Annotated in this window: 20 protein-coding genes; 15 read left to right on the top strand and 5 right to left on the bottom strand. The window is 51.6% G+C overall.

Annotation, left to right across the window (positions count from 1 at the left end; genetic code table 11):
- The first annotated feature begins 8 nt into the window (after positions 1 to 8).
- A complete protein-coding gene (locus tag DACE_RS06635) occupies positions 9 to 1454 on the top strand; it encodes an HD domain-containing protein (protein ID WP_050769981.1) in 1446 nt (481 codons plus the stop codon).
- The gene (locus DACE_RS06630; RefSeq protein ID WP_050769979.1) at positions 1447 to 2481 is read left to right on the top strand and encodes a polysaccharide deacetylase family protein; all 1035 of its coding nucleotides are present in this window, start codon (positions 1447 to 1449) and stop codon (positions 2479 to 2481) included. The genes DACE_RS06635 and DACE_RS06630 overlap by 8 nt, the downstream gene beginning before the upstream one ends.
- 28 nt (positions 2482 to 2509) lie before the next feature.
- Here the strand turns inward: DACE_RS06630 and DACE_RS17155 are convergent, their stop codons facing one another.
- Positions 2510 to 3472 (bottom strand): glucosaminidase domain-containing protein, encoded by a 963-nt coding sequence (locus DACE_RS17155; RefSeq protein WP_005999551.1) that lies wholly within the window; start codon positions 3470 to 3472, stop codon positions 2510 to 2512.
- 150 nt (positions 3473 to 3622) lie between these two features.
- Here DACE_RS17155 and DACE_RS06620 point away from each other — a divergent pair, with 150 nt between their 5' ends.
- From DACE_RS06620 to DACE_RS06560, 13 genes are all read left to right on the top strand, one after another.
- Positions 3623 to 4039 carry a secondary thiamine-phosphate synthase enzyme YjbQ gene (locus DACE_RS06620; RefSeq protein WP_005999550.1) on the top strand — a complete coding sequence of 139 codons (417 nt, stop codon included), beginning with the start codon at positions 3623 to 3625 and terminating at the stop codon, positions 4037 to 4039.
- A gap of 126 nt (positions 4040 to 4165) precedes the next feature.
- On the top strand, positions 4166 to 5236 hold the full coding sequence (gene pheA / locus DACE_RS06615; protein ID WP_005999548.1) for a prephenate dehydratase: 1071 nt from the start codon (positions 4166 to 4168) through the stop codon (positions 5234 to 5236).
- 22 nt (positions 5237 to 5258) lie between these two features.
- Positions 5259 to 6143: a prephenate dehydrogenase gene (locus DACE_RS06610; protein WP_005999547.1), complete on the top strand. Its 885-nt coding sequence runs from the start codon at positions 5259 to 5261 to the stop codon at positions 6141 to 6143.
- A 5-nt stretch (positions 6144 to 6148) separates the two neighbouring features.
- The gene (aroA, locus tag DACE_RS06605; protein WP_005999544.1) at positions 6149 to 7441 is read left to right on the top strand and encodes a 3-phosphoshikimate 1-carboxyvinyltransferase; all 1293 of its coding nucleotides are present in this window, start codon (positions 6149 to 6151) and stop codon (positions 7439 to 7441) included.
- Between the two features lie 119 nt (positions 7442 to 7560).
- Positions 7561 to 8244, top strand: a complete 684-nt coding sequence (gene cmk, locus DACE_RS06600) for a (d)CMP kinase (protein ID WP_005999541.1) — start codon at positions 7561 to 7563, stop codon at positions 8242 to 8244.
- Between the two features lie 8 nt (positions 8245 to 8252).
- Positions 8253 to 9092 carry a 4-hydroxy-3-methylbut-2-enyl diphosphate reductase gene (gene ispH, locus DACE_RS06595; protein WP_005999538.1) on the top strand — a complete coding sequence of 280 codons (840 nt, stop codon included), beginning with the start codon at positions 8253 to 8255 and terminating at the stop codon, positions 9090 to 9092.
- A gap of 103 nt (positions 9093 to 9195) precedes the next feature.
- Positions 9196 to 10944 (top strand): 30S ribosomal protein S1, encoded by a 1749-nt coding sequence (locus DACE_RS06590; RefSeq protein WP_005999536.1) that lies wholly within the window; start codon positions 9196 to 9198, stop codon positions 10942 to 10944.
- Between the two features lie 64 nt (positions 10945 to 11008).
- The gene (gene sppA, locus DACE_RS06585) at positions 11009 to 11905 is read left to right on the top strand and encodes a signal peptide peptidase SppA (protein WP_005999534.1); all 897 of its coding nucleotides are present in this window, start codon (positions 11009 to 11011) and stop codon (positions 11903 to 11905) included.
- A gap of 26 nt (positions 11906 to 11931) precedes the next feature.
- Positions 11932 to 12216, top strand: coding sequence for an integration host factor subunit beta (locus DACE_RS06580; protein ID WP_005999533.1), 285 nt, complete (start codon positions 11932 to 11934; stop codon positions 12214 to 12216).
- A 2-nt stretch (positions 12217 to 12218) separates the two neighbouring features.
- Positions 12219 to 12614, top strand: a complete 396-nt coding sequence (locus DACE_RS06575; RefSeq protein ID WP_005999531.1) for a hotdog domain-containing protein — start codon at positions 12219 to 12221, stop codon at positions 12612 to 12614.
- Between the two features lie 295 nt (positions 12615 to 12909).
- Complete coding sequence (locus DACE_RS06570) at positions 12910 to 13863, top strand: RluA family pseudouridine synthase (protein ID WP_238326398.1); 954 nt, start codon at positions 12910 to 12912, stop codon at positions 13861 to 13863.
- Positions 13850 to 14638, top strand: coding sequence for a prolipoprotein diacylglyceryl transferase (gene lgt, locus DACE_RS06565; RefSeq protein ID WP_040366458.1), 789 nt, complete (start codon positions 13850 to 13852; stop codon positions 14636 to 14638). The genes DACE_RS06570 and lgt overlap by 14 nt, the downstream gene beginning before the upstream one ends.
- The gene (locus DACE_RS06560; RefSeq protein ID WP_005999524.1) at positions 14628 to 15245 is read left to right on the top strand and encodes an HAD family hydrolase; all 618 of its coding nucleotides are present in this window, start codon (positions 14628 to 14630) and stop codon (positions 15243 to 15245) included. The genes lgt and DACE_RS06560 overlap by 11 nt, the downstream gene beginning before the upstream one ends.
- Here DACE_RS06560 and DACE_RS17830 read toward each other — a convergent pair.
- From DACE_RS17830 to DACE_RS06540, 4 genes are all read right to left on the bottom strand, one after another.
- Entirely contained in the window at positions 15172 to 15660 is a 489-nt protein-coding gene (locus DACE_RS17830; RefSeq protein ID WP_005999522.1) for an ATP-binding protein, read from the bottom strand. The two genes, DACE_RS06560 and DACE_RS17830, sit on opposite strands and share 74 nt — an antisense overlap.
- Positions 15661 to 15875: 215 nt before the next feature.
- A complete protein-coding gene (locus DACE_RS06550; protein ID WP_005999521.1) occupies positions 15876 to 16211 on the bottom strand; it encodes an STAS domain-containing protein in 336 nt (111 codons plus the stop codon).
- Positions 16212 to 16230: 19 nt separating this feature from the next.
- Positions 16231 to 19437: a SpoIIE family protein phosphatase gene (locus DACE_RS06545; protein WP_005999519.1), complete on the bottom strand. Its 3207-nt coding sequence runs from the start codon at positions 19435 to 19437 to the stop codon at positions 16231 to 16233.
- Positions 19434 to 19685 (bottom strand): hypothetical protein, encoded by a 252-nt coding sequence (locus tag DACE_RS06540; protein WP_005999517.1) that lies wholly within the window; start codon positions 19683 to 19685, stop codon positions 19434 to 19436. Before DACE_RS06540 ends, DACE_RS06545 begins: the two co-directional genes overlap by 4 nt.
- Positions 19686 to 19729: the final 44 nt, after the last annotated feature.

Genomic DNA, 19729 nt, shown 5'->3' with positions numbered 1-19729 from the left:
AGGCAGCAATGAAGAAAAAGCAGTATCAACGCGAAATTCACAAATTGATGAATGACATTGCCGAGCTGTTGGTGACCCACCATGGTGGCAGTCTCAGTGAAGGTGATCTTGATCATGGCATCAAACAGCTGAATGGCGCCTTCAAGCTGGCTCAGGACGCTCATGCCGAGCAGAAACGCAAATCGGGTGAACCCTATCTGTTCCATCCGTTGCGTGTCGCGTTACTCGCGGCGCGTCACTGGATGGAGTTCTCTTCAATTATTGCCGCATTGCTGCATGACGTGGTTGAGGACACTCCGGTGACCCTTGACGAGGTTGAAGCTGATTTCGGTGCTGAGGTGGCTCTGCTGGTCAAGGGCTTGACCAAGGTTGAGGATGCCGCCTTAAGTCGTGAAATTCTCAAAGCCGAGACCTATCGTAATCAGATTCTGGTGGCGATTAAGGATATTCGCGTGCTGTGTTTGAAGCTGTGGGACCGCCTCGACAATCTGCGTACCATCGGCGCACTCAAACCGGAAAAACAGGTACTGATCGCGGAAGAGACCCGCACTGTGTATATCCCACTGGCACGCCATCTCGGTATGGGCCAGGTTGCGGATGAACTGGAAGCGTTGTCCCTGGCCATTCTCTATCCACGTCGGGCATCGCGCTATCGGCGGGTGGTGAAAGAGCTTGGTGAACGCAGTGACTCCGCGCGCCGACAGATCCGTAATGATATTACCACGGAGTTTAATCGCCATCATCTCAACGTGGCGCTCAAGGATAACTGGCGATCCTTTTCTCTCGAAGGCGCCATGCGCGTCGGGCGAGGTATTTCCGCCCTGTACAGCCTTGATGTGTTAGTGGATTCCACCATGGATGCCTATGTGGCGCTTGGACTGTTGCACCGCCTTTATCAGCCGATTACCGGCAAATTACGTGATCATCTCAATGCGCCATCGCAGCACGGCTACCAGGCGATCAAGACCACTGTGCAGGCGGGGGAGTATCGGTTGCGCATTCAGATCACCACGCGTAAATTCGAACGCTTCAATGAATCCGGTGTCCTGGCACCGGGTTTTGAATTCCGTCGTGAGAATTTTGCCGGATTGATGCGTAGCCTGCTGGATGGTGAATCCATTTTTGATATTGATCACCTACGGCTGGCCTCGGCAACCATACAAGTTTATACACCCAATGGTGAATCGCGCATGTTGCCGGAGGGCAGCAGTGCCCTTGACTTTGCTTTTGAAATTCATGAAAAACTCGGGATCCATGCGTTTCGCGCCCGCATTAATGGTCAGACACGGGTTTTGAAAACTCGGCTGATGGATGGTGATCAGGTGCAGATTGAAACCGTGGATGTTCCCGGTGTGTTACCCAAATGGCTCGACTGGGCCGTCACTCCGAGAGCACGTAACAGCATTCGCCGTTACCTGCGCACGATCGTTCGAGATAATAAACATAATGATTAAAAAAACGCTCTGGTTCTTCTTACTGGTGACCTTGTTGCTGCCTTCAGTGGGCTGGTGTGCCGATCAGGCCACTGTCTTTGTCTATCATCGTTTCGGCGATGATCGTTATCCCTCCACCAATATTGCTGTTGATGTTTTTGAAGCCCAGTTGGCTTATCTCAAACAGCACGATTATCAGGTGATGACATTGGGGCAGATTGTCGCTGCCCGCAAATCCGGGACTCCGTTGCCAGAGCGTTGTGCGGCTCTGACTGTGGATGACGGCTATGAATCGTTTTTGACCGGTGCCATGCCGCTGTTGCGCCGCTATCACTATCCGGCAACCCTGTTTGTTAATAGCGACTCGGTCGGCGGCAACAGCTATCTCGACTGGCCGCAGCTTAAAGCGCTCCACGAGGAGGGCATTGAGATCGGTAACCATTCCGCCAGCCATCCCTATTTTGTCACGCAACAGCAAAAGATGCCTCTTGAGGCGTGGCGGACATGGGCGCGTCAGGATATAGAAACAGCCCAGCAGCTGTTTGAAAAACACCTCGGAATGAAGCCGGCGTTATTTGCCTATCCCTATGGTGAATATTCTCCGCAAATGATGACCTTGCTCAAGGAGATGGGTTTTCAGGCGGCGGTTGCCCAGCAGTCCGGAGTGATTTCGGCGCAGGCAGAGGCGTTTGCCCTACCGCGGTTTCCCATGGGCGGTCCTTTTGCAACGTTGAAAGGGTTTACAGGTAAGCTGGCGATGCGTGCCATGCCGGTGACGGTTATTGCCCCCACCAGCCCGGTCATCGATGACAACGATCCGCCGACACTGCGTTTTCAACTGGATACCGAGCAGATTGTGCTCTCATCGTTGCGCTGTTACGTACAAGGACAGGATCCTGTTGTTCCCCGTCTGGTGGATAAGGAACAGGGGGTGTTTGAAGTGGTGGCTGAAAAGCCGTTGGCGGGGCGACGAAACAAATACACCCTTACAGCACAAGGCCGTAAGGGTGGTTGGGGCTGGTTCAGTCAGTTGTGGATTCATCCTTGAATCAAGACGATGAATCGCTGGTGGTTCGCTAAAAGAGCAGATTGGCCTGGGACGTTGTCGGGCGCCGAGAACTCATTTGATGCTGAGGTAACAGCGAGATTTGCGCCAACTGCACGTCATTACGCAGTTTCAGGGCTGCCAGCTGCGCCAGACGGTTGTGGCGAATCATGGTCTGAATCTCATTGACATAAGCATCCCGCCGGGTTGAGTAGTTTAACAACCCTTCGGCAAGTTTTTTTCCTTCCAGCGGTGCGTCGGCCTGGCGCAGGGCATAACGTTTTTCCCGCAAACTCTGATAAGCTCGGTGACTATTGAGATTGTTCATGTAAGAGCGAATGGATGCTGCCAGGTTGGAAAATTTTCGCACTTCGTAGGTGGCACCTTCCGGTCGGCCAGCAGGGACAATTCCGGTCCCCGGCGTAAACGTCCATTGGCCGAAAATATTGTTGGCCTGTTGAGCAAATCGCGAGCTGCCGTAGGCGGATTCGTTGGCTGCCTGAGCCAGGACCAGGGCCGTGGGAAGCATGTCAACGCGTGTCAGCAGTTGCCGGGCGACCTGGGGGTCGGTGAGAGGATCACCTTCGCAACGATATTCGTGACACAGCAGGGTGAGCCACTGCTGTTGCCTGGTCGTGAGCGGAGCGGAGCTGGCAAGGAGCTTTTTCAGGGTGGCACGTTGTTGGAGAATTGCTTCATTCTGCATGATGACCATAGGCAGCAAGCTGAGGAAAAACAGCTTTTTCTTCAGTTTTACATCGCGAATATGGCCCATGTCGCGAGGAAAACGCTCCAGAGTGAATGCCGGAACCCCCTGGTCAAGTGTTTCCCAGCTGTAGCCCCAGTGGGAAAAAGTTTCAATCAGTTGGTGATAGGAGGTCGGCTCAAGATGAACCCGGTTTTGAGCGGAGTTGCCGGTATGCACATCACAACTGCATAACAGCAATAGACTGACAATGTAACTTATTGAATAAAAACGTATTTTTTGACTCATGACCAACTCGGTATCCGTGGTGTTAATAATTTTTTATCTGTTTGCCTTAAACGGCGACGAACATTATCATAGCCTTTTAAACATTGCAAGGTATTGAATAACCATCAGAATTGTTTGATTTTCTAGTGATCGGAAATCACAGGGGATAAAATGAAATCGTATCGGGAAGAGCTATGGTTTGAGCATCCGCAACGGATGGGATTTATCAATATTACCAATGAGGTGAGCCATTGTCTTAGACAAAGCGGCATCCGTGAGGGGTTGTGTCTGGTGAATGCCATGCATATTACCGCATCGGTGTTTATCAATGACAATGAGTCGGGGTTGCATGCTGATTTTACCCGCTGGCTGGAGCAACTGGCACCGTATGATGCCCATGGCTATGCCCACCATCAGACTGGAGAAGACAACGGCGATGCCCATCTGAAGCGGACAATTATGGGGCGTGAAGTGGTGGTGGCGATCACCGAAGGTCGGTTGGATTTCGGGCCTTGGGAACAGATCTTTTATGGCGAATTTGATGGACGGCGTCCTAAACGGGTGCTGGTGAAAATTATTGGCGAATGATCTCTCGCCGTGTTGGCGGCTGGTCCATTGATTTTCTCCACGTCATGAGGTAAATTCACAGCGCTGTAAAATACTGTTCGATTGTCATTGAGGACATTTGAAGCGAAATAGAGGAGCGGGGAACCCATGAATGATGCGCTGAAGGCGTTGCGCGAAAAAATCGATACCCTGGATGACCAGATTCTTGATCTGCTCAATGAGCGGGCTAAAGTGGTTCTGGACGTCGGGAAAACCAAGCAGGGCAGCAAGTCGGCCTATTATGTACCGAGTCGTGAACAGGCTATTTATGAACGACTGCGTCAGCACAATCCCGGTCCTTTTCCTTCCGACGCGATCCAGCGGGTTTTTCGTGAAATCATCTCGGCGTCGTTAGCGTTGGAACAGCCGATGAAGGTGGCTTTTCTCGGTCCTCAGGCGACCTTTACCCATGTGGCGGCCATGCAGCAGTTTGGTCTGTCCGCCCAGTTGGTGCCGCAGAAGAGTATTTCGGCGGTATTCGACGAAGTGGCGCGTGGTCGAGCAAACTATGGTGTTGTTCCGGTTGAGAACTCCAACGAGGGGGTAGTAACGCATACCCTGGATATGTTTATGGAGTCGGGCCTGAAAATCTATGCCGAAATCCTCCAGGAAATTTCTCATGATTTGCTGTCGCTGTCGGCACGCATGTCTGATATCGAACGGGTGTATTCCCATCCGCAAGCTTTGGCCCAGTGTCGTAAATGGCTGGAGGAGAATCTTCCGGATGTGCCTCTGATCGATGTGGCCAGCACTGCAGCAGCGGCTCAGTTGGCGGCGGGGGACAGAAGCGCTGCAGCGATTGCCAGTGCTGCAGCCGGAGCTCAATACGATTTGCGTCAGGTCAAAGCCAACATTGCCGACAATCCGAGTAACTTTACCCGTTTCCTGGTGATTAGCAATCAGATCCCGGCTCCCGGTGGTCATGATAAAACCAGTATTTTGTTTTTGATCAAGGATGAGCCCGGAATTCTGCTCAGAATGCTCGAACCGTTCAGCAAGCGCTCGATCAATCTGTCGAAGATTGAAAGCCGTCCTCTGAAAAAACGGGCTTGGGAATATATTTTCTTCCTCGATATCGAAGGGCATATTGAAACACCGGCGGTTCGCGATGCTGTTGATGAGCTGGGAGACTATTGCCAGTTCATCAAGGTGCTTGGTTCGTATCCGCGTGCCGTGTAAGCAGCAGGGAAGGCTCGTACAGATGAACGGTTTTTATCTGCATAAAATTGCCATTGTCGGCGTCGGCTTAATCGGTGGTTCCTTTGCCCTGGCCTTGAAGCGGGCCGGAGTCGTTGCGAGGGTGTCGGGTTGGGATGCGGATCGAAATAATCTGCACTTGGCCCACGAGCTTCAGGTGATCGATCAGTTGCCGTCCACCTTGGCGCAAGCCGTTGATGGTGCTGAGCTGGTGATGTTGGCTGTACCGGTTGGAGCCATGGAGTCGGCGGCTCGCGAGGTGATTCCGTTGATGGCTTCAGGCGCGATCCTCACAGATTCGGGTAGTGTCAAGCAGTGTGTGGTCGAATGTCTCGAACCGCTGGCTTTGCAGCATGGAGTGCGTTATGTGGCCGGTCATCCCATTTCCGGCACGGAACGCAGCGGTGCATCGGCTGCTTTTGCTGAATTGTATCAGGGCAAACGGTGTATTTTGACGCCGACTGCCCAGAGCGACGTGGCGGCATTGGACACGGTAACGCTTGCCTGGCAGGCGGCCGGGAGCGAGGTGGTGACCATGGATGTGCTCAAACATGACCGCATTCTCGCTGCTATCAGTCATCTGCCGCACATGATCGCTTACTCACTGGTCAATTCAGTGAGTGATTATGATCGTTATGATGAGAATATCCTTGATTATTCGGCCGGTGGTTTTCGTGACTTTACCCGGATTGCGTCGTCGGACCCGATCATGTGGCGTGATATTGCCCTGACCAACAAAGACAGTTTGATTGAGATGATTGACCAGTTCGAAGAATTTCTTGGCGAACTGAAAAACGATATTCAGCAAGCGGACGGTGAACGGCTCTACGAGTTTTTCCGGCGTTCAAAAATAACCCGCGATGCTCTCTTAAAACCGAAGGTGAGATAATCAACATGGTCCAGAGTCAAACTGTTTCAGCCAGCCGTGGTTTGCGTGGCGAGATCACCGTTCCCGGTGACAAGTCCATTTCACATCGTTCCGTTATGTTCGGCAGTCTGGCCAAAGGGGTGACCCGGGTCAGCGGTTTTCTGCAGGGCGAAGACAACCTGTCGACGGTCAAAGCATTTCGCGCCATGGGTGTGACCATTGACCAACCCGGTGACGGCGAGCTTGTGATTCATGGTTTAGGCGTTCACAGCCTTCAGGAACCCGCCGATGTCCTTGATTGCGGAAATTCTGGAACCACCATCCGCCTGATGAGTGGTCTGCTGGCCGGTCAGTCGTTCTTCTCGGTTCTGACTGGAGATCAGTATCTGCGTAAACGGCCCATGGGCCGTATTGTCGCGCCGCTGGCCGGCATGGGTGCCTCAATTCGCGGTCGCCAACAGGGACAATACGCCCCGTTGGCCATTGACGGCCAACAACTCAAAGCTACCAGTTATCAATCACCGGTGGCCAGCGCCCAGGTCAAGTCGGCTGTTCTGCTGGCGGGACTCTATGCGGATGGGGTGACGACCGTTTACGAACCACATCTGTCACGCGATCATTCCGAGCGGATGTTGCGTCACTTTGGTGTCGAGGTCACGTCCTTTGATGGCGGTGTGTCGCTGGCCGGTGGCCAGGAATTAACCGCTCGTGACCTGCTGGTGCCGGGCGATATCTCTTCGGCGGCTTTTTTCATGGTTGCCGGACTGATCGTACCGGATTCCGAATTGCTGATTAAGAACGTCGGTATCAATCCTACTCGGTGCGGCGTGATTGATATCCTGAAAAAGATGAACGGCTCCATTGAGCTGGTCAACGAACGGGAGATGGCTGGCGAGCCGGTAGCTGATTTGCTGGTAAAAAGCAGTGACCTTAAAGGCATTGAAATTGGTGGTGAAGACGTGCCGCGTGCCATTGATGAGTTTCCGGTGATCAGTGTTGCTGCTGCCTGCGCTGAAGGGACCACGGTGATCCGCGATGCCAAAGAGCTGCGTGTCAAGGAAACCGACCGGATTGCTGCCATGGCCGATGTCTTGAGCACGTTTGGGGTTACGGTAACCACGGCCGAGGATGGCATGACCGTCCAGGGGGCAGAGCGCTTACAAGGAGGCCGCGTCAACTCGTGTGGTGATCATCGCATCGCGATGAGTTCGGCGATTGCTGCGTTGCGCGCTGATGGTGATGTGGTCATTGAAGATACGCAATGTACCGCCACCTCGTTTCCCAACTTCTGGCAGTTGCTGGGTACCGTGACGGTCTGACGTTCTCGACGATGACCATTTGGTTGATCAGGGTGGGGTCGACAGGCCTCTCCCTTTTTTGTGTGAACTGATTGAGGTGGGGCACAGTGCTTTGCCTTATTTCTATGGAATAAATACGAATGAATTCAAAGTTGATTATTGCCATTGACGGTCCTTCCGGCGCCGGAAAAAGTACCTTGAGCCGTTTGCTGTCACAACAACTTAATTATATCAATATAGATACCGGAGCCATGTACCGGGCGGTTGCTCTGGCGGCCAGTCGTGAGGGGATTGACAGCGAAGATTGTCAGGGGTTGGAAGCGCTGTGTCACCGGATAGAAATCCATTTCCAGCGTGAAAATGGCCATGAAAGCGTCTGGTTGAATGGTGAAGATGTTTCCGAGGCGATCCGCACTCCGCAGATGAGCCTGTTGACCTCAAAGATTGCCGCCTGCGCGGAGGTTCGTCAGGCCATGGTTCGGTTGCAACGTCAGATGGGGAAAGCTGGCGGTGTCGTCCTCGAAGGGCGTGATATCGGCAGTGTGGTGTTTCCGCAGGCTGAAGTGAAGTTTTACCTGGAAGCCAGTGCCCAGGCTCGTGGTCAGCGGCGCTACGACGAGCTTGTTGCCAAGGGCCTTGAGGTCGACCTTCAGCAGACCATTCATGAGGTAGAAGCGCGCGATGCTGCCGATTCAGCTCGTGAACACGCACCGTTGTTGCGTCCAGAAGATGCTGTGGCCATCGATTCAACCGCACTGACCATTGATCAGGTTTTGGAAAAAATGATGGTCGTGGTCAGCCAACGTCTGGAGCAACGCGCATAGGAGGCGAGATGGAGATCATACTGGCGAAAAGTGCCGGATTCTGCTTTGGCGTTAAAAGGGCGGTGAATATGGCTTATCGGGCGGCGGAGAATTCCGAGCATATCTGTTCTCTCGGGCCGTTGATTCATTCGCCGCAACTGGTCCAGCGCCTGGAAGGTAAGGGGATTCGTGTTCAAAATAGCGTTGAACAGATCGTTGATGAAACTGTCATCATTCGCTCACATGGGATCACGCGTAATGAGGAACAGGCTTTAGAGCGCAAGGGCCTGCCGGTAGTGGATGCCACCTGCCCTTTTGTAAAAAAAGCCCAGCAGTACGCAGCTCTGCTTGGTAAGGAAGGTTATAGCGTTGTGATTGTCGGCGAACAGGAACACCCTGAAGTCCAGGGAATCATCTCCTATGTCGCCGGGAGTGAAACCTCGGTCGTGGCCAACCCCGAGGAAGCGCGAACCGTTACACCTCACAAAAAGCTGGGGCTGGTGGCTCAGACGACTCAATCCTTTGATAATTTCAGTGAGATTGTTCAGGAACTTCTTGAGAACAGTAAAGAACTGCGGATTTTCAATACGATCTGCGACGCGACAGCTGTACGCCAGGAGGAAGCGCGACAAATTGCCGGTCGCGTTGCACTGATGGTGGTGATTGGTGGACACAACAGCGCGAATACCACGCGTCTGGCTCGCATCTGTAGTGAGATTCAGCCGAGGACCCATCATATCGAAACCGCAGATGAGATCTGTGCGGACTGGTTGGACGGCGTGGAAGCCGTCGGCGTTACAGCAGGGGCTTCGACGCCGGAATGGATCATTCGTGACGTGGTTGACAGATTGACAGCGGTGGCAAAATAATTATTTTTTTTTTCACAAGTGTATGCTAGGGTTCCTTTTCGCGGCTTATGCCGAGAAAAAACGTCCAGTGCGGACGTAATCTTTTACGGGGGTACATTGGTTAATGTCTGAAAACAACGAAACAGTTAACACAGAAGAGCTCGACATGATGGATGACGAGTTCGAAGAAGAGTTTGACGAAGAGTTTGGTGAGGAAAGCTTCAAGGATCTGTTTGAAAACAGTCTGCAGGGCAATCTTGCCGTCGGTGATGTGGTTGAAGGAACTATTGTTCAGGTCAACCCTGATTCCGTTGTGGTTGATGTCGGCTACAAATCTGAAGGGGTAATTCCTCTGGCGGAATTTGCTGTTGACGGCCAACCGGCAACACTTGAAGTGGGTGACAAGGTTGACGTTCTTTTTGAACGCGCTGAAAACGAAAGTGGCCTGATCGGCCTTTCCAAAGAGAAGGCAGACCGTCAGAAAGTCTGGAATGCTCTTGAGGAAGGTGCTGTTGTTGAGGGACGCATCGTCTCCCGCATCAAAGGTGGACTCTCTGTTGATATCGGTGTTAACGCCTTTTTGCCGGGCTCTCAGGTTGATCTGCGTCCGGTACGTAACCTTGATAAGCTGATCGGTGAAACTTTTGAGTTCAAGATCATCAAGCTCAACAAGCGCCGTGGCAACATCGTTCTTTCCCGTCGGGTTCTGCTCGAAACTGAGCGCGAAAGCCAACGCTCCGATACGCTCAAAACTCTCGAAGAGGGTCAGATCGTTGAAGGTGTGGTTAAGAACCTCACCGATTACGGTGCATTCATCGACCTCGGTGGCATCGACGGTCTGCTGCATATCACCGACATGTCCTGGGGCCGTGTATCTCACCCCTCCGACATTCTGGCAGTGGGCGACAGCATCAACGTCAAGGTGCTCAAATTTGATCGTGAAAAAGAACGCGTCTCCCTGGGTCTCAAGCAGATCACTCCGGATCCCTGGCTGAGCGTTGCTGAAAAATATCCGACCGAAGCTCGTGTCACCGGTAAGGTTGTCAGTCTGACTGACTACGGCGCTTTTATTGAACTTGAAGAAGGCGTTGAAGGCCTGATTCACGTGTCCGAGATGAGCTGGACCAAGCGGATTAAGCATCCCAACAAGCTGCTGTCGATTGGTGACGAGGTTGAAACCGTCGTTCTGGCCATGGATACGGAAAACCGTCGTATCTCTCTGGGTCTCAAGCAGGTTGAACCCAATCCTTGGGAAGTGATTGGTGAGAAGTTCCCCGCAGGAACCATCATCGAAGGTCAAGTCAAGAATATCACTGACTTCGGTATTTTTGTCGGTGTTGATGAAGGCATTGACGGTCTGGTCCACATTTCCGATCTGTCTTGGACCAAGCGGATCAAGCATCCTTCTGAGCTGTACAAAAAGGGTGATCTGGTCAAAGCCGTTGTCCTGAATATTGATCGTGACAATGAGCGCTTCTCCTTAGGCGTCAAGCAATTGACCCAGGATCCGTGGCAGATCATTCCTGAGCAATACGCTCCGGGCACCATCATCCGTGGTAAAGTCACCTCTGTGACTGAATTCGGTATTTTCCTTGAAGTTGAAGAGGGCGTGGAAGGTTTGATCCATGTTTCTGAAATCAGCAAGGACAAGGTCGATTCACCCAAGGACTTCGCTAAGGTTGGTGATGAGCTTGAAGCGGTTGTTCTGCACGTTGATACCAACGAGCACAAAATTGCTCTGTCGATTAAGCATCTGTCCGATCGTAAAGAGAAGGCCGAAGTGGATGCGTTCATGGGCGCCCAGAAGAAGGCAACCTCCAGCCTTGGAGATCTTCTGCAAGGGGCTTTCAACAACGCTAACGACGAGAACTAATTAGTTCGTTGCGGTTCCAGGCCCCTGCTGCTTCTGCAGCAGGGGCTTTTTTGTCAGGATTGTGATGAAAAAAAGACCTTTTGCCATAGCCATTGTGGTGTTCTTTGTGATATTTGTTTTCTTCGCAGGGATCATCCTGATCATGTCGTCGTCGCGTGGTAGCGGGCAGAAGTTTGCCTTGTCCGACAAAGTCGGCGTCATCGAAGTCCTCGGAACTATTACTGACTCAAAGGCCATTGTCGATCAATTGATCGATTTTGGGCAGAATCACGCTGTTAAAGCGATCGTGCTGCGCGTTGATTCCCCTGGGGGAGGCGTCGGTCCTTCTCAGGAGATCTACGATGAAGTTGTTCGCTTGACGGCTCTGAAGCCGGTGGTTGTTTCCATGGGATCGGTCGCTGCGTCCGGTGGTTATTACATCTCTGCTCCGGCAAATCGTATTTTTGCCAATTCGGGGACCATTACCGGTAGCATCGGCGTGATCATGGAGTTTACCAACGTGATCGCGTTGATGGACAAGGTGGGCCTTAAAACCAATGTGATCAAAAGTGGTGATCACAAAGATATTGGTTCTTCTGTTCGCGCGATGACGGACCAGGAAAAGGCCTTGCTGCAGAGTTTAATTGATGATGTTCATGACCAGTTCGTCACGGCGGTCAGTGAAGGTCGTCATTTGGAAAAGGATCAAGTTTTCAAGCTGGCTGATGGACGGATTTTTACCGGACGGCAGGCACAGCAACAAGGTCTGGTTGATGACCTTGGTGGTTTGCAGGCGGCGATTCACTACGCCGGCGAACTCGCAGGTATTGAAGGAACACCGGATGTGCTTTATCCTGCAGAGCCTAAGCCGGATCTGATTGATTATTTTATCAGCCGAACCGCTTCGGAAATTGAACGGGTGATCTTAAAGACAGACACACAGGGCTTGCAATTGTTATGGTCGCAAAGGCAGACCTATTGAACGCTATTGGTATTGGGGAGAATAAAATGACAAAAAGCCAATTGATTGAAAGATTGATGGAGTCCACTTCCGATTTGAACAAAAAAGAGTCTGAACTCGTCGTCAATACGATTTTTGACAGCATCGGGTCCGCTTTGATCGGTGGTGATCGCGTTGAGATCCGCGGGTTTGGATCTTTCTCTATTCGAGAGCGTGAAGCTCGTCAGGCGCGCAATCCTAAGAGCGGTAACCTGATCAATATCCCTTCGAAGAAGACGCCTTTTTTCAAAACAGGCAAAGAACTTCGTGAGCGTGTCGATAGCCTCGGTTAACCATGACGGGTTCCTTGCTACCAACAACGCATCAATGTATTTCACCAAGCCTGGTTGGCGCTCCGCTAGCTCTTGAGCCAGGGAAAGCCGTGGTTGAGTTGGTGACGATCGAATCGATGGTCGCCGATCCCCACGGTCTGGTTCATGGAGGTTTTATTTTTGGATTGGCTGACTATGCTGCTATGTTGGCTGTCAATGAACCAACAGTGGTTCTCGGAGCCGCTCAGACTCGGTTTCTTGCTCCTGTCAGTGCTGGTGAGACGGCGACGGCAACGGCTGTGGTTATTTCGTCAGAGAAGAATCGCTATCAGGTCGAATGCATGGTTAAGGTTGCGGATAAAGCTGTTTTCAGTGGTGAATTCACATGCTTTGTACTGGAAAAGCATGTTTTGTCGTGAACGACATTTCGTCTCGGTTTAATACGCAAAAAGCCTCACTCGTGTGAGGCTTTTTGCGTATTAAACATCTCCGGGGTGGCGGCTGAGACAGGTTCTTGACCGTGTCTTAGGGTGGAAGTTGTTTCGATAACATCAGGCGTCCTGATGAGTTCTCAGGCTGGCTCACCGTTACCGTGTTGCTTCCTGATTCTGATGGTGTTGGTCAAGCGACATAAATCTTTTCCTCGCTCACCCCAGAGTGTTGTTTTAATATCAATCTAACATTGAAATGATGTTTGTCAACGAGAATTAGATATTGAATGCAAAGATAAAGAAAAAATCACAACGGCTGAGTTTTGTGGTTGATTCCCCGCTTGTTGAGAAGCGGTTGGACCAGTGGTTGGCGACGACGGATCGTTCGTTATCTCGCACCGTGATCCGCAAGGTCATCGACCTGGGCGGGGTGCATGTCAATGGCCGTCGGGTGCGCAAATGCAGTCAGGCTTTGAAGCGTGGGGATAAAATTGAGTTGTATCGTGATCAGCAACCGTTGACGCCGTTTCGCCTGAGCGAAGAGGATGTCCTCTTTCGCGACGATTTTCTGCTGGTGGTGAATAAACCATCCGGGGTGGAGTCGCAGCCGACACCGTCACGCTATAAAGGAACGTTGTACGAAGCGCTCCTGGTGTTTCTCAAAGACCCTTATCGTCCTTTGGACAAGCCGGAGCTGGGCATGGTGCAACGTCTGGATCGTGAGACGTCCGGGGCGATGATTTTTTCAATTCATTCACGCTGTCATAAACCCTTAACTGAGGCTTGGCAATCTCACCGTGTTCGAAAAGTCTACCATGCCCTTGTCCGGGACCCAGGCCTTGATGACGAGGGGGAATTTATCTCCCTGTTAGCACGTAATCGACGCACCAACCGGATGAAGTCTGTGGCGCGAGGAGGGAAGTCTGCTCATACCCGCTACCGTGTTCTCAAGCGCTTGTCCGGGTTCGCTCTGGTGGAGATCCAATTGCTCACCGGGCGGATGCATCAGATTCGGGTCCATTTTTCTGAAGCGGGGGCGCCTTTGTTGGGTGACAAACTCTATGGTGGAACCTGTTGTCTCGGCGGACAGGAGATTTTACGCACGATGTTGCATTCTTTCCGCCTGGCATGTGATCATCCGGTAGACCATAAAGTTGTCGAGTTTGAAGCGCCAAGACCACACGATTTTGACTCCCTGTTAACCCGGTTGGAAAATAATCATGATGACGTATCCTGATATCGATCCTGTTGCTATTGAGATCGGGCCATTGGCCATACGCTGGTATGGTCTGATGTATTTGGCCGGTTTCATTTGTGCTTATGCGATGATTCGCCGTTTGACAATGCCGCATAAACGTCTGAGTCTGTCGTCAGATACGGTGGCAGATCTGCTGTTTGCCTGTGTTCTCGGTGTGGTGCTTGGCGGCCGCCTCGGCTACGTACTCTTTTACAACGCATCTTTTTACCTGGAACACCCGACGAAAATCCTTTCGTTATGGGAAGGGGGAATGAGTTTTCACGGTGGTTTGCTCGGGGTGATTGTTGCGGCCTTGTGGTTTTGTCGCAAACGTCAACTTCCGGTCGCTTCTGTGGCCGATATTCTGGTGATCTCTTCCTGTTTTGGCTTGTTTTTTGGCCGTCTTGGTAATTTTATCAATGGTGAATTGTGGGGCCGGGTCAGCTCTGTTCCCTGGGCCATGGTGTTTCCTGGGGCCGGTCCTCTGACGCGTCACCCCAGTCAGCTTTACGAGGCGGTTCTCGAGGGCCCTGTCTTGTTGTTGATCCTGCTGGTTGTTTACCGGGCGAACAAGGCGGCCGGAAGTGTGTTTTTTGCCTTTGTCAGCGGTTATGCCGGATTCCGTTTTGTGGTGGAATTTTTTCGTCAACCGGATGCGCACCTCGGTGCGGTGTTTGCCGGAATGAGTATGGGACAATTACTGTCGCTGCCGATGATGCTGATTGGGCTCGCTGGGATTGTCTGGCTCAATATGAGGAGGCCTTGTGAGCGCTGAGTGTCGTGTGGTGGTGTTTGACTGTGATGGTGTGATGGTTGACAGCCGTCAGGCCAATCTGGCCTACTACAATGTGATCCTGCGCCACTTTGGCGAGCCTGAGGTGGACACGGGGCAGAAGGAACGCGCACATTTGTGCCATACTGGATCAAGTCCCCAGGTTTTTGCCGGGCTGCTTGGTGAAGAGCGTCTGCAAGAGGCCCTGAGTGTGGCGTCGCAGGTGGATTACGACCAATTTATTCCGCAACTGAAAGTTGAGCCGGGTTTGCGTGAGGTGTTAGCGGTTCTGTCCGAGAAATTTCCGCTGGCAATCGCGACTAACCGGGGTAGCAGTATGCCACGGATTCTTGAGCATTTTGATTTGAGTGGTTATTTTTCGGAGGTGGTGACGCATCAGGATGTCGCGCGGCCAAAGCCTTTTCCAGATATGTTGCTGGAGGTGGCGCGGCGGTTGAATGTAGCGGTCCGGCACATGACATTTATCGGTGATTCAGAGTTGGACCTGGCCGCTGCTCAACGTGCCGGATGTCATTTTATTGCTTATCAGTGGGAGGGTGGTCAGCGCATGGATCATCATCTGCAGTTGCCGCAGCTGATTGGCCATTGAGCGATTTATTCATCTCCAGAACATGGCCGTTGCAGCACTGGTTGTAGGTGACGGTATCCATTAGTGCATGGATCAGGAAGATTCCCCGGCCATGCTCGTCTTCCGGTTCGGCTTCAATCTGTCGAATTTCACTGATATCAAACCCCTGCCCTTGATCATAGACCTTGATGCACAGGTTGTTCTCTGACAGGGAAATACTGATATGTACATCCTTGTTCGGGTCATTCTGGTTAGCATGTTTGATGGCATTGGCCATGGCTTCCGTCAGCACCAGATTGATGTGGTAGGCGAGATCTTCGCGATTATCGTTGAACTTTTTCAACGTGTAAGCAACATCTTCGCCGATTTTGCCGATCAGGCTGAGGTATTTTGTTTGGTTGGGGACTTTGATGTCCACTTCAAGTTGATTTTCCATAATGTGTTCTCCTCACGCCGCCCGTGCTGCACCACAGGTTGTGCAGCACGGGCGGCGTTCTCTCTGGGTGTTGAAAAGAACCGTTCTGGTTCTTTTCAACGTCACAAGTCGAAAAAATCCTTTCCGTCTTGCTCACAAATGCAACCCGGTGGAAATCCGTTGTTGCGATGTGTCGCCCCACATCGAGGGCAGGCAGGCTGCATTGTTACAGCCTGTTAAAAGCTGGCCAGAGCTTCTTCGGTTCCCGGAAAAATTTCAAAGACACGATGCAGTCTCGTTAGTTCAAACATCGATTTGACTTGCGACTGCAAACCACACAATTTCAGTCCCCCCTCACGGGAACTGGCGTTTTTAAATCCGGAAACAAGAGCGCCCAGGCCGGATGAATCGATAAAACGAACCGGGGAGAGGTCAATGACAATATTGACTTTTCCATCTTCAAACAGGTTGAGCAACTGGGTCTTTAATTCGCTGCTGTTATGCGCATCGAGACGCTCTTCCTTAAGGGTGAGTGTGACGATGTGATCATGCTCTTCAATAGCAACATTCATCTGGTTTTCTCCTGTTGTCCTAAGAATTAATTTTCAAAACAATCATCGTGACATCATCATTGAAGTGGCGTCGTCCCTGAAACATGCGGGCCTCATTCATGGTGTTGTCAATAATTTCTTGCGCGCTCAAAGCCTTGTTGTCTTGAATGGAGGATTTAAGCCGCTCCATCCCATACATCTTTTGGGAGTTGTTTTCTGCTTCAATAATACCATCCGTATAGAGCACAAGGATATCCCCCTTCTGGAAATATGCGTGCTTTTCTTCAAACTCCATATTGGTTGTGATGCCCAGAATCATACCTTCTGCATCGAGTTCCTCAAAGGTGCCAGTTGTGTGGTGAAGTAATAACGGTGGGTTGTGGCCGGCGTTGGCAAAAGCGATTCGGCCACGAACCGGGTCATACTGAAGATAGAACATGGTGATGAAAAGTTCGGCGTTGGTCAAGTCTTCATACATGAAGCGGTTGAGAACGTGCAGTACATCCGGTGGTGTACTTAATTGCCTAGCTTGGGCCTGGATGAAGGTGCGCACCTCGGCCATAAGCAAGGCTGCACCAATGTTGTGTCCAGAAACATCAGCAATGATGACATCCAGGAGCTGTTCTTTTTTGATGAAGTCAAAGTAGTCGCCACCAATCTGTTTAGCCGGAACGCAGATCCCTGCGATATCCATACCGGGATGCTCCGGCATGGTATCAGGTAGTAAGCTGAGCTGAATGGCCTCGGCGATTTTTAATTCTTTTTCCTGCTCACTGACTTCGATCAGTTGGCTGGTCTGCCGGGCATTGCGCCAGGCGATACCAATCTGGGCGGCGAGATTTTTGTATAGCTCGATGAATTCATCGGTGTAAATGCCCTTGGCATATCGTGAATAGGATGACAGGACCCCGATGGGTTGCCCTTCAATGGTAATCGGGGCATGGGCGAACGATTTGATCCCTTCACGGCGGATGATCTCCATGGAGGTCGGTTTATCGGTACAGTCGGAATCGTTGGCCAGAACAACCCGATTATTAATGTAGGTCGCGCCGATGCAGGTTTCTTCGTTGATCTCACGGTCGGCGTGAGAAAGAAATTCCGTATCAATTCCTTTGAAACACCGGATTTTGAGCAAGTTGCTTTCCTCGTCGTACAGGCGGATTGCGCATAAATCGAAGCGGAACTGATGGTAGAGCAGTTCAAGAATGTTGTCGAAGATGGTGTCGAGGTCCGCCCCGCTGGCGATCATGTTTGCCGCTTCATACAAAACGGTCAGTTGTTCACGGCTGGCATCACGGCTGAGGCTGACGGTTCCGAAGATGTTGAATACATCTTCCATCTTGCTGCCGCGTGCCGACAAGTAGTTCTCAATGATGATGCGTGCGGCAGCCGTACCGACAGACCCGGCGAGAGTTTTTTCGGTAAACCGTTTTAGGTTGGGGATCTCATATTCAGACAGACTGCCCTTTTCATCAATCTCGCGGTCGCCGAGGTAGTTGGCAATGGCCATGTTGGCGTGTTTTTCACCGATGAACTTGGTCATCAGGTCGACAAATTCCATAATTGTCGGCGCCTTGCTGATCCGGGTGCGCTTTTGCGGAATATCGCGCCAGGTGGACACTCGGACAAAGCGCAGTGCCTGAGTGGCTTCTACCGAAGATGGGATCGTCAAAATCGAAACACCGAGAAACAGACCGACATTAAAAAACAGCGTCCAGAACAGCGCGTGTGACCAGACATCAAGTGTATCGAGATAAAATAGCGCTGTCGGGCGTAACCATTCCAGCCCCAATGGACCATGAAGCAGAATATCGTGTGACAACCAGCCCGCATCGACAAAGGTTGGCACCAGCAGTGTATAAAACCAGACAATGAAGCCGCTGAGCAGGCCGGCTGCTGCGCCGCGCTGTGTGGCGCGTTCCCAGTAAATGCCCCCCAGCAGGGCCGGGGCAAACTGGGTGGCAGCCATGAATGATATCAGGCCGATATTGACCAGAGCTTCGGTTTCGCCAAGGGTACGATAGTAAAAGTAACCGAGAAAGATGACTGAAACGATGGCGATCCGTTTGATGGTGAGCAGCAGTCCGGAGATGTCAGCGGTTTTCAGGTTGAAACGCAGGATGATTGGCATGACCAAATTGTTGAGAATCATGGTTGCCGAAGCCACTGACTCCAGCATGACCATGCCACCGGCGGCAGAGAAACCGCCGATAAAAACAAAGATAGCCAGCAGTTGCTGGTGCTCAAGCAGCGGCAAGCTTAGCACATAATAGTCGGCCATGGTGGTGTCGCCGCTGAAGGTAATAATCCCGGCAATGGCAATGGGCAGCACAAACAGATTGAGAAGAAACATATAGGCCGGGAACGCCCACATGGCTTTACGAATATGTTCATGATCCGAGTTTTCAATGACCATGGCATGAAACTGGCGGGGCAGAAACATCACCGCCATCATGGACATCACGGTCATGGAAAACCAGCGGCCACTGCTGTTGTGTTCTCCGGAGATCAGCAGTAGGTCTGATTTCTCGGGAAAAGTGGTCAAAAAGCGACTGAAAAGGTCGCCGAAGCCGTCAAACAGTCCGTAGGTGACAAACAGACCGACCGCGAGAAACGCCGATAGCTTGATGATCGATTCCAGGGCAACCGCCGCCATCAGCCCTTCATGGCGCTCTGTACTGTTGAGGCGCATGGCTCCAAACAGAATACAGAATGCCGCTAGAAACAGAGCAGCTAGAAAGGCGGTATCCAGATGCAGATTGGGATATTGGAGCTCAAATGCCGTGGTCAGATTGCTGTCGGAACCGCACAGCATGTTAAACGTCTGCGAAATCGCTTTGAGTTGCAGGGCGATATAAGGCACGATGCCGAGGACGGCGAAGATGGTGACAATGCCGCCGAGATAGGTTGATTTTCCGTAACGGCTGGCAATGAAATCGGCAATACTGACAATGTTCTGCTCTTTGGTGATCAGAATAATTTTGCGCAGCAGAAACCACCAAGTAAAACAGATCAGTGTCGGGCCGAGATAGATGGTGAGAAAATCCAGACCACTGGTGGCTGCACGACCGACGCTGCCATAATAGGTCCATGAGGTGCAGTACACAGCAAGTGACAGTGAATAGACGCTTGCATTGGTGACGAAACTTTTCCCTCGCCTGCGCAGGTTGTCGGCCATGAAAGCGACAATAAACAGCAACAGAAAGTAGGCCAGGGTGATGGCTCCGAGAAACTGGACAGACATCATTCAAGCTCCCGGTCTGGTGTGGTGTCTCGTTTCGGCAGAGTACGTTCTTCGAGTGAGGCGCTGAACAGGTAGATGACACCAATGGACAGAGGCCAGCCGACCATCAGGTAGAAGATCAGCAGCGGAATGCCGAACAGAGTGTCAAGGCGGTTGAAAACCTGCATAAAGGGGAAATTGAGCATAATGATGCCAAGGCAAAAGAAGATCAGCCATACCTGACGTTGATGCGTTGTCGAATGTTTGGACATGTCTTCCCCCCGTTGCGATGGCTCGATAGTGTTAAGTATAGGAT

The organism is Desulfuromonas acetoxidans DSM 684 (assembly GCF_000167355.1).
Classification (GTDB): domain Bacteria; phylum Desulfobacterota; class Desulfuromonadia; order Desulfuromonadales; family Desulfuromonadaceae; genus Desulfuromonas; species Desulfuromonas acetoxidans.
This window is presented reverse-complemented; position numbering and strand designations above follow the sequence as displayed.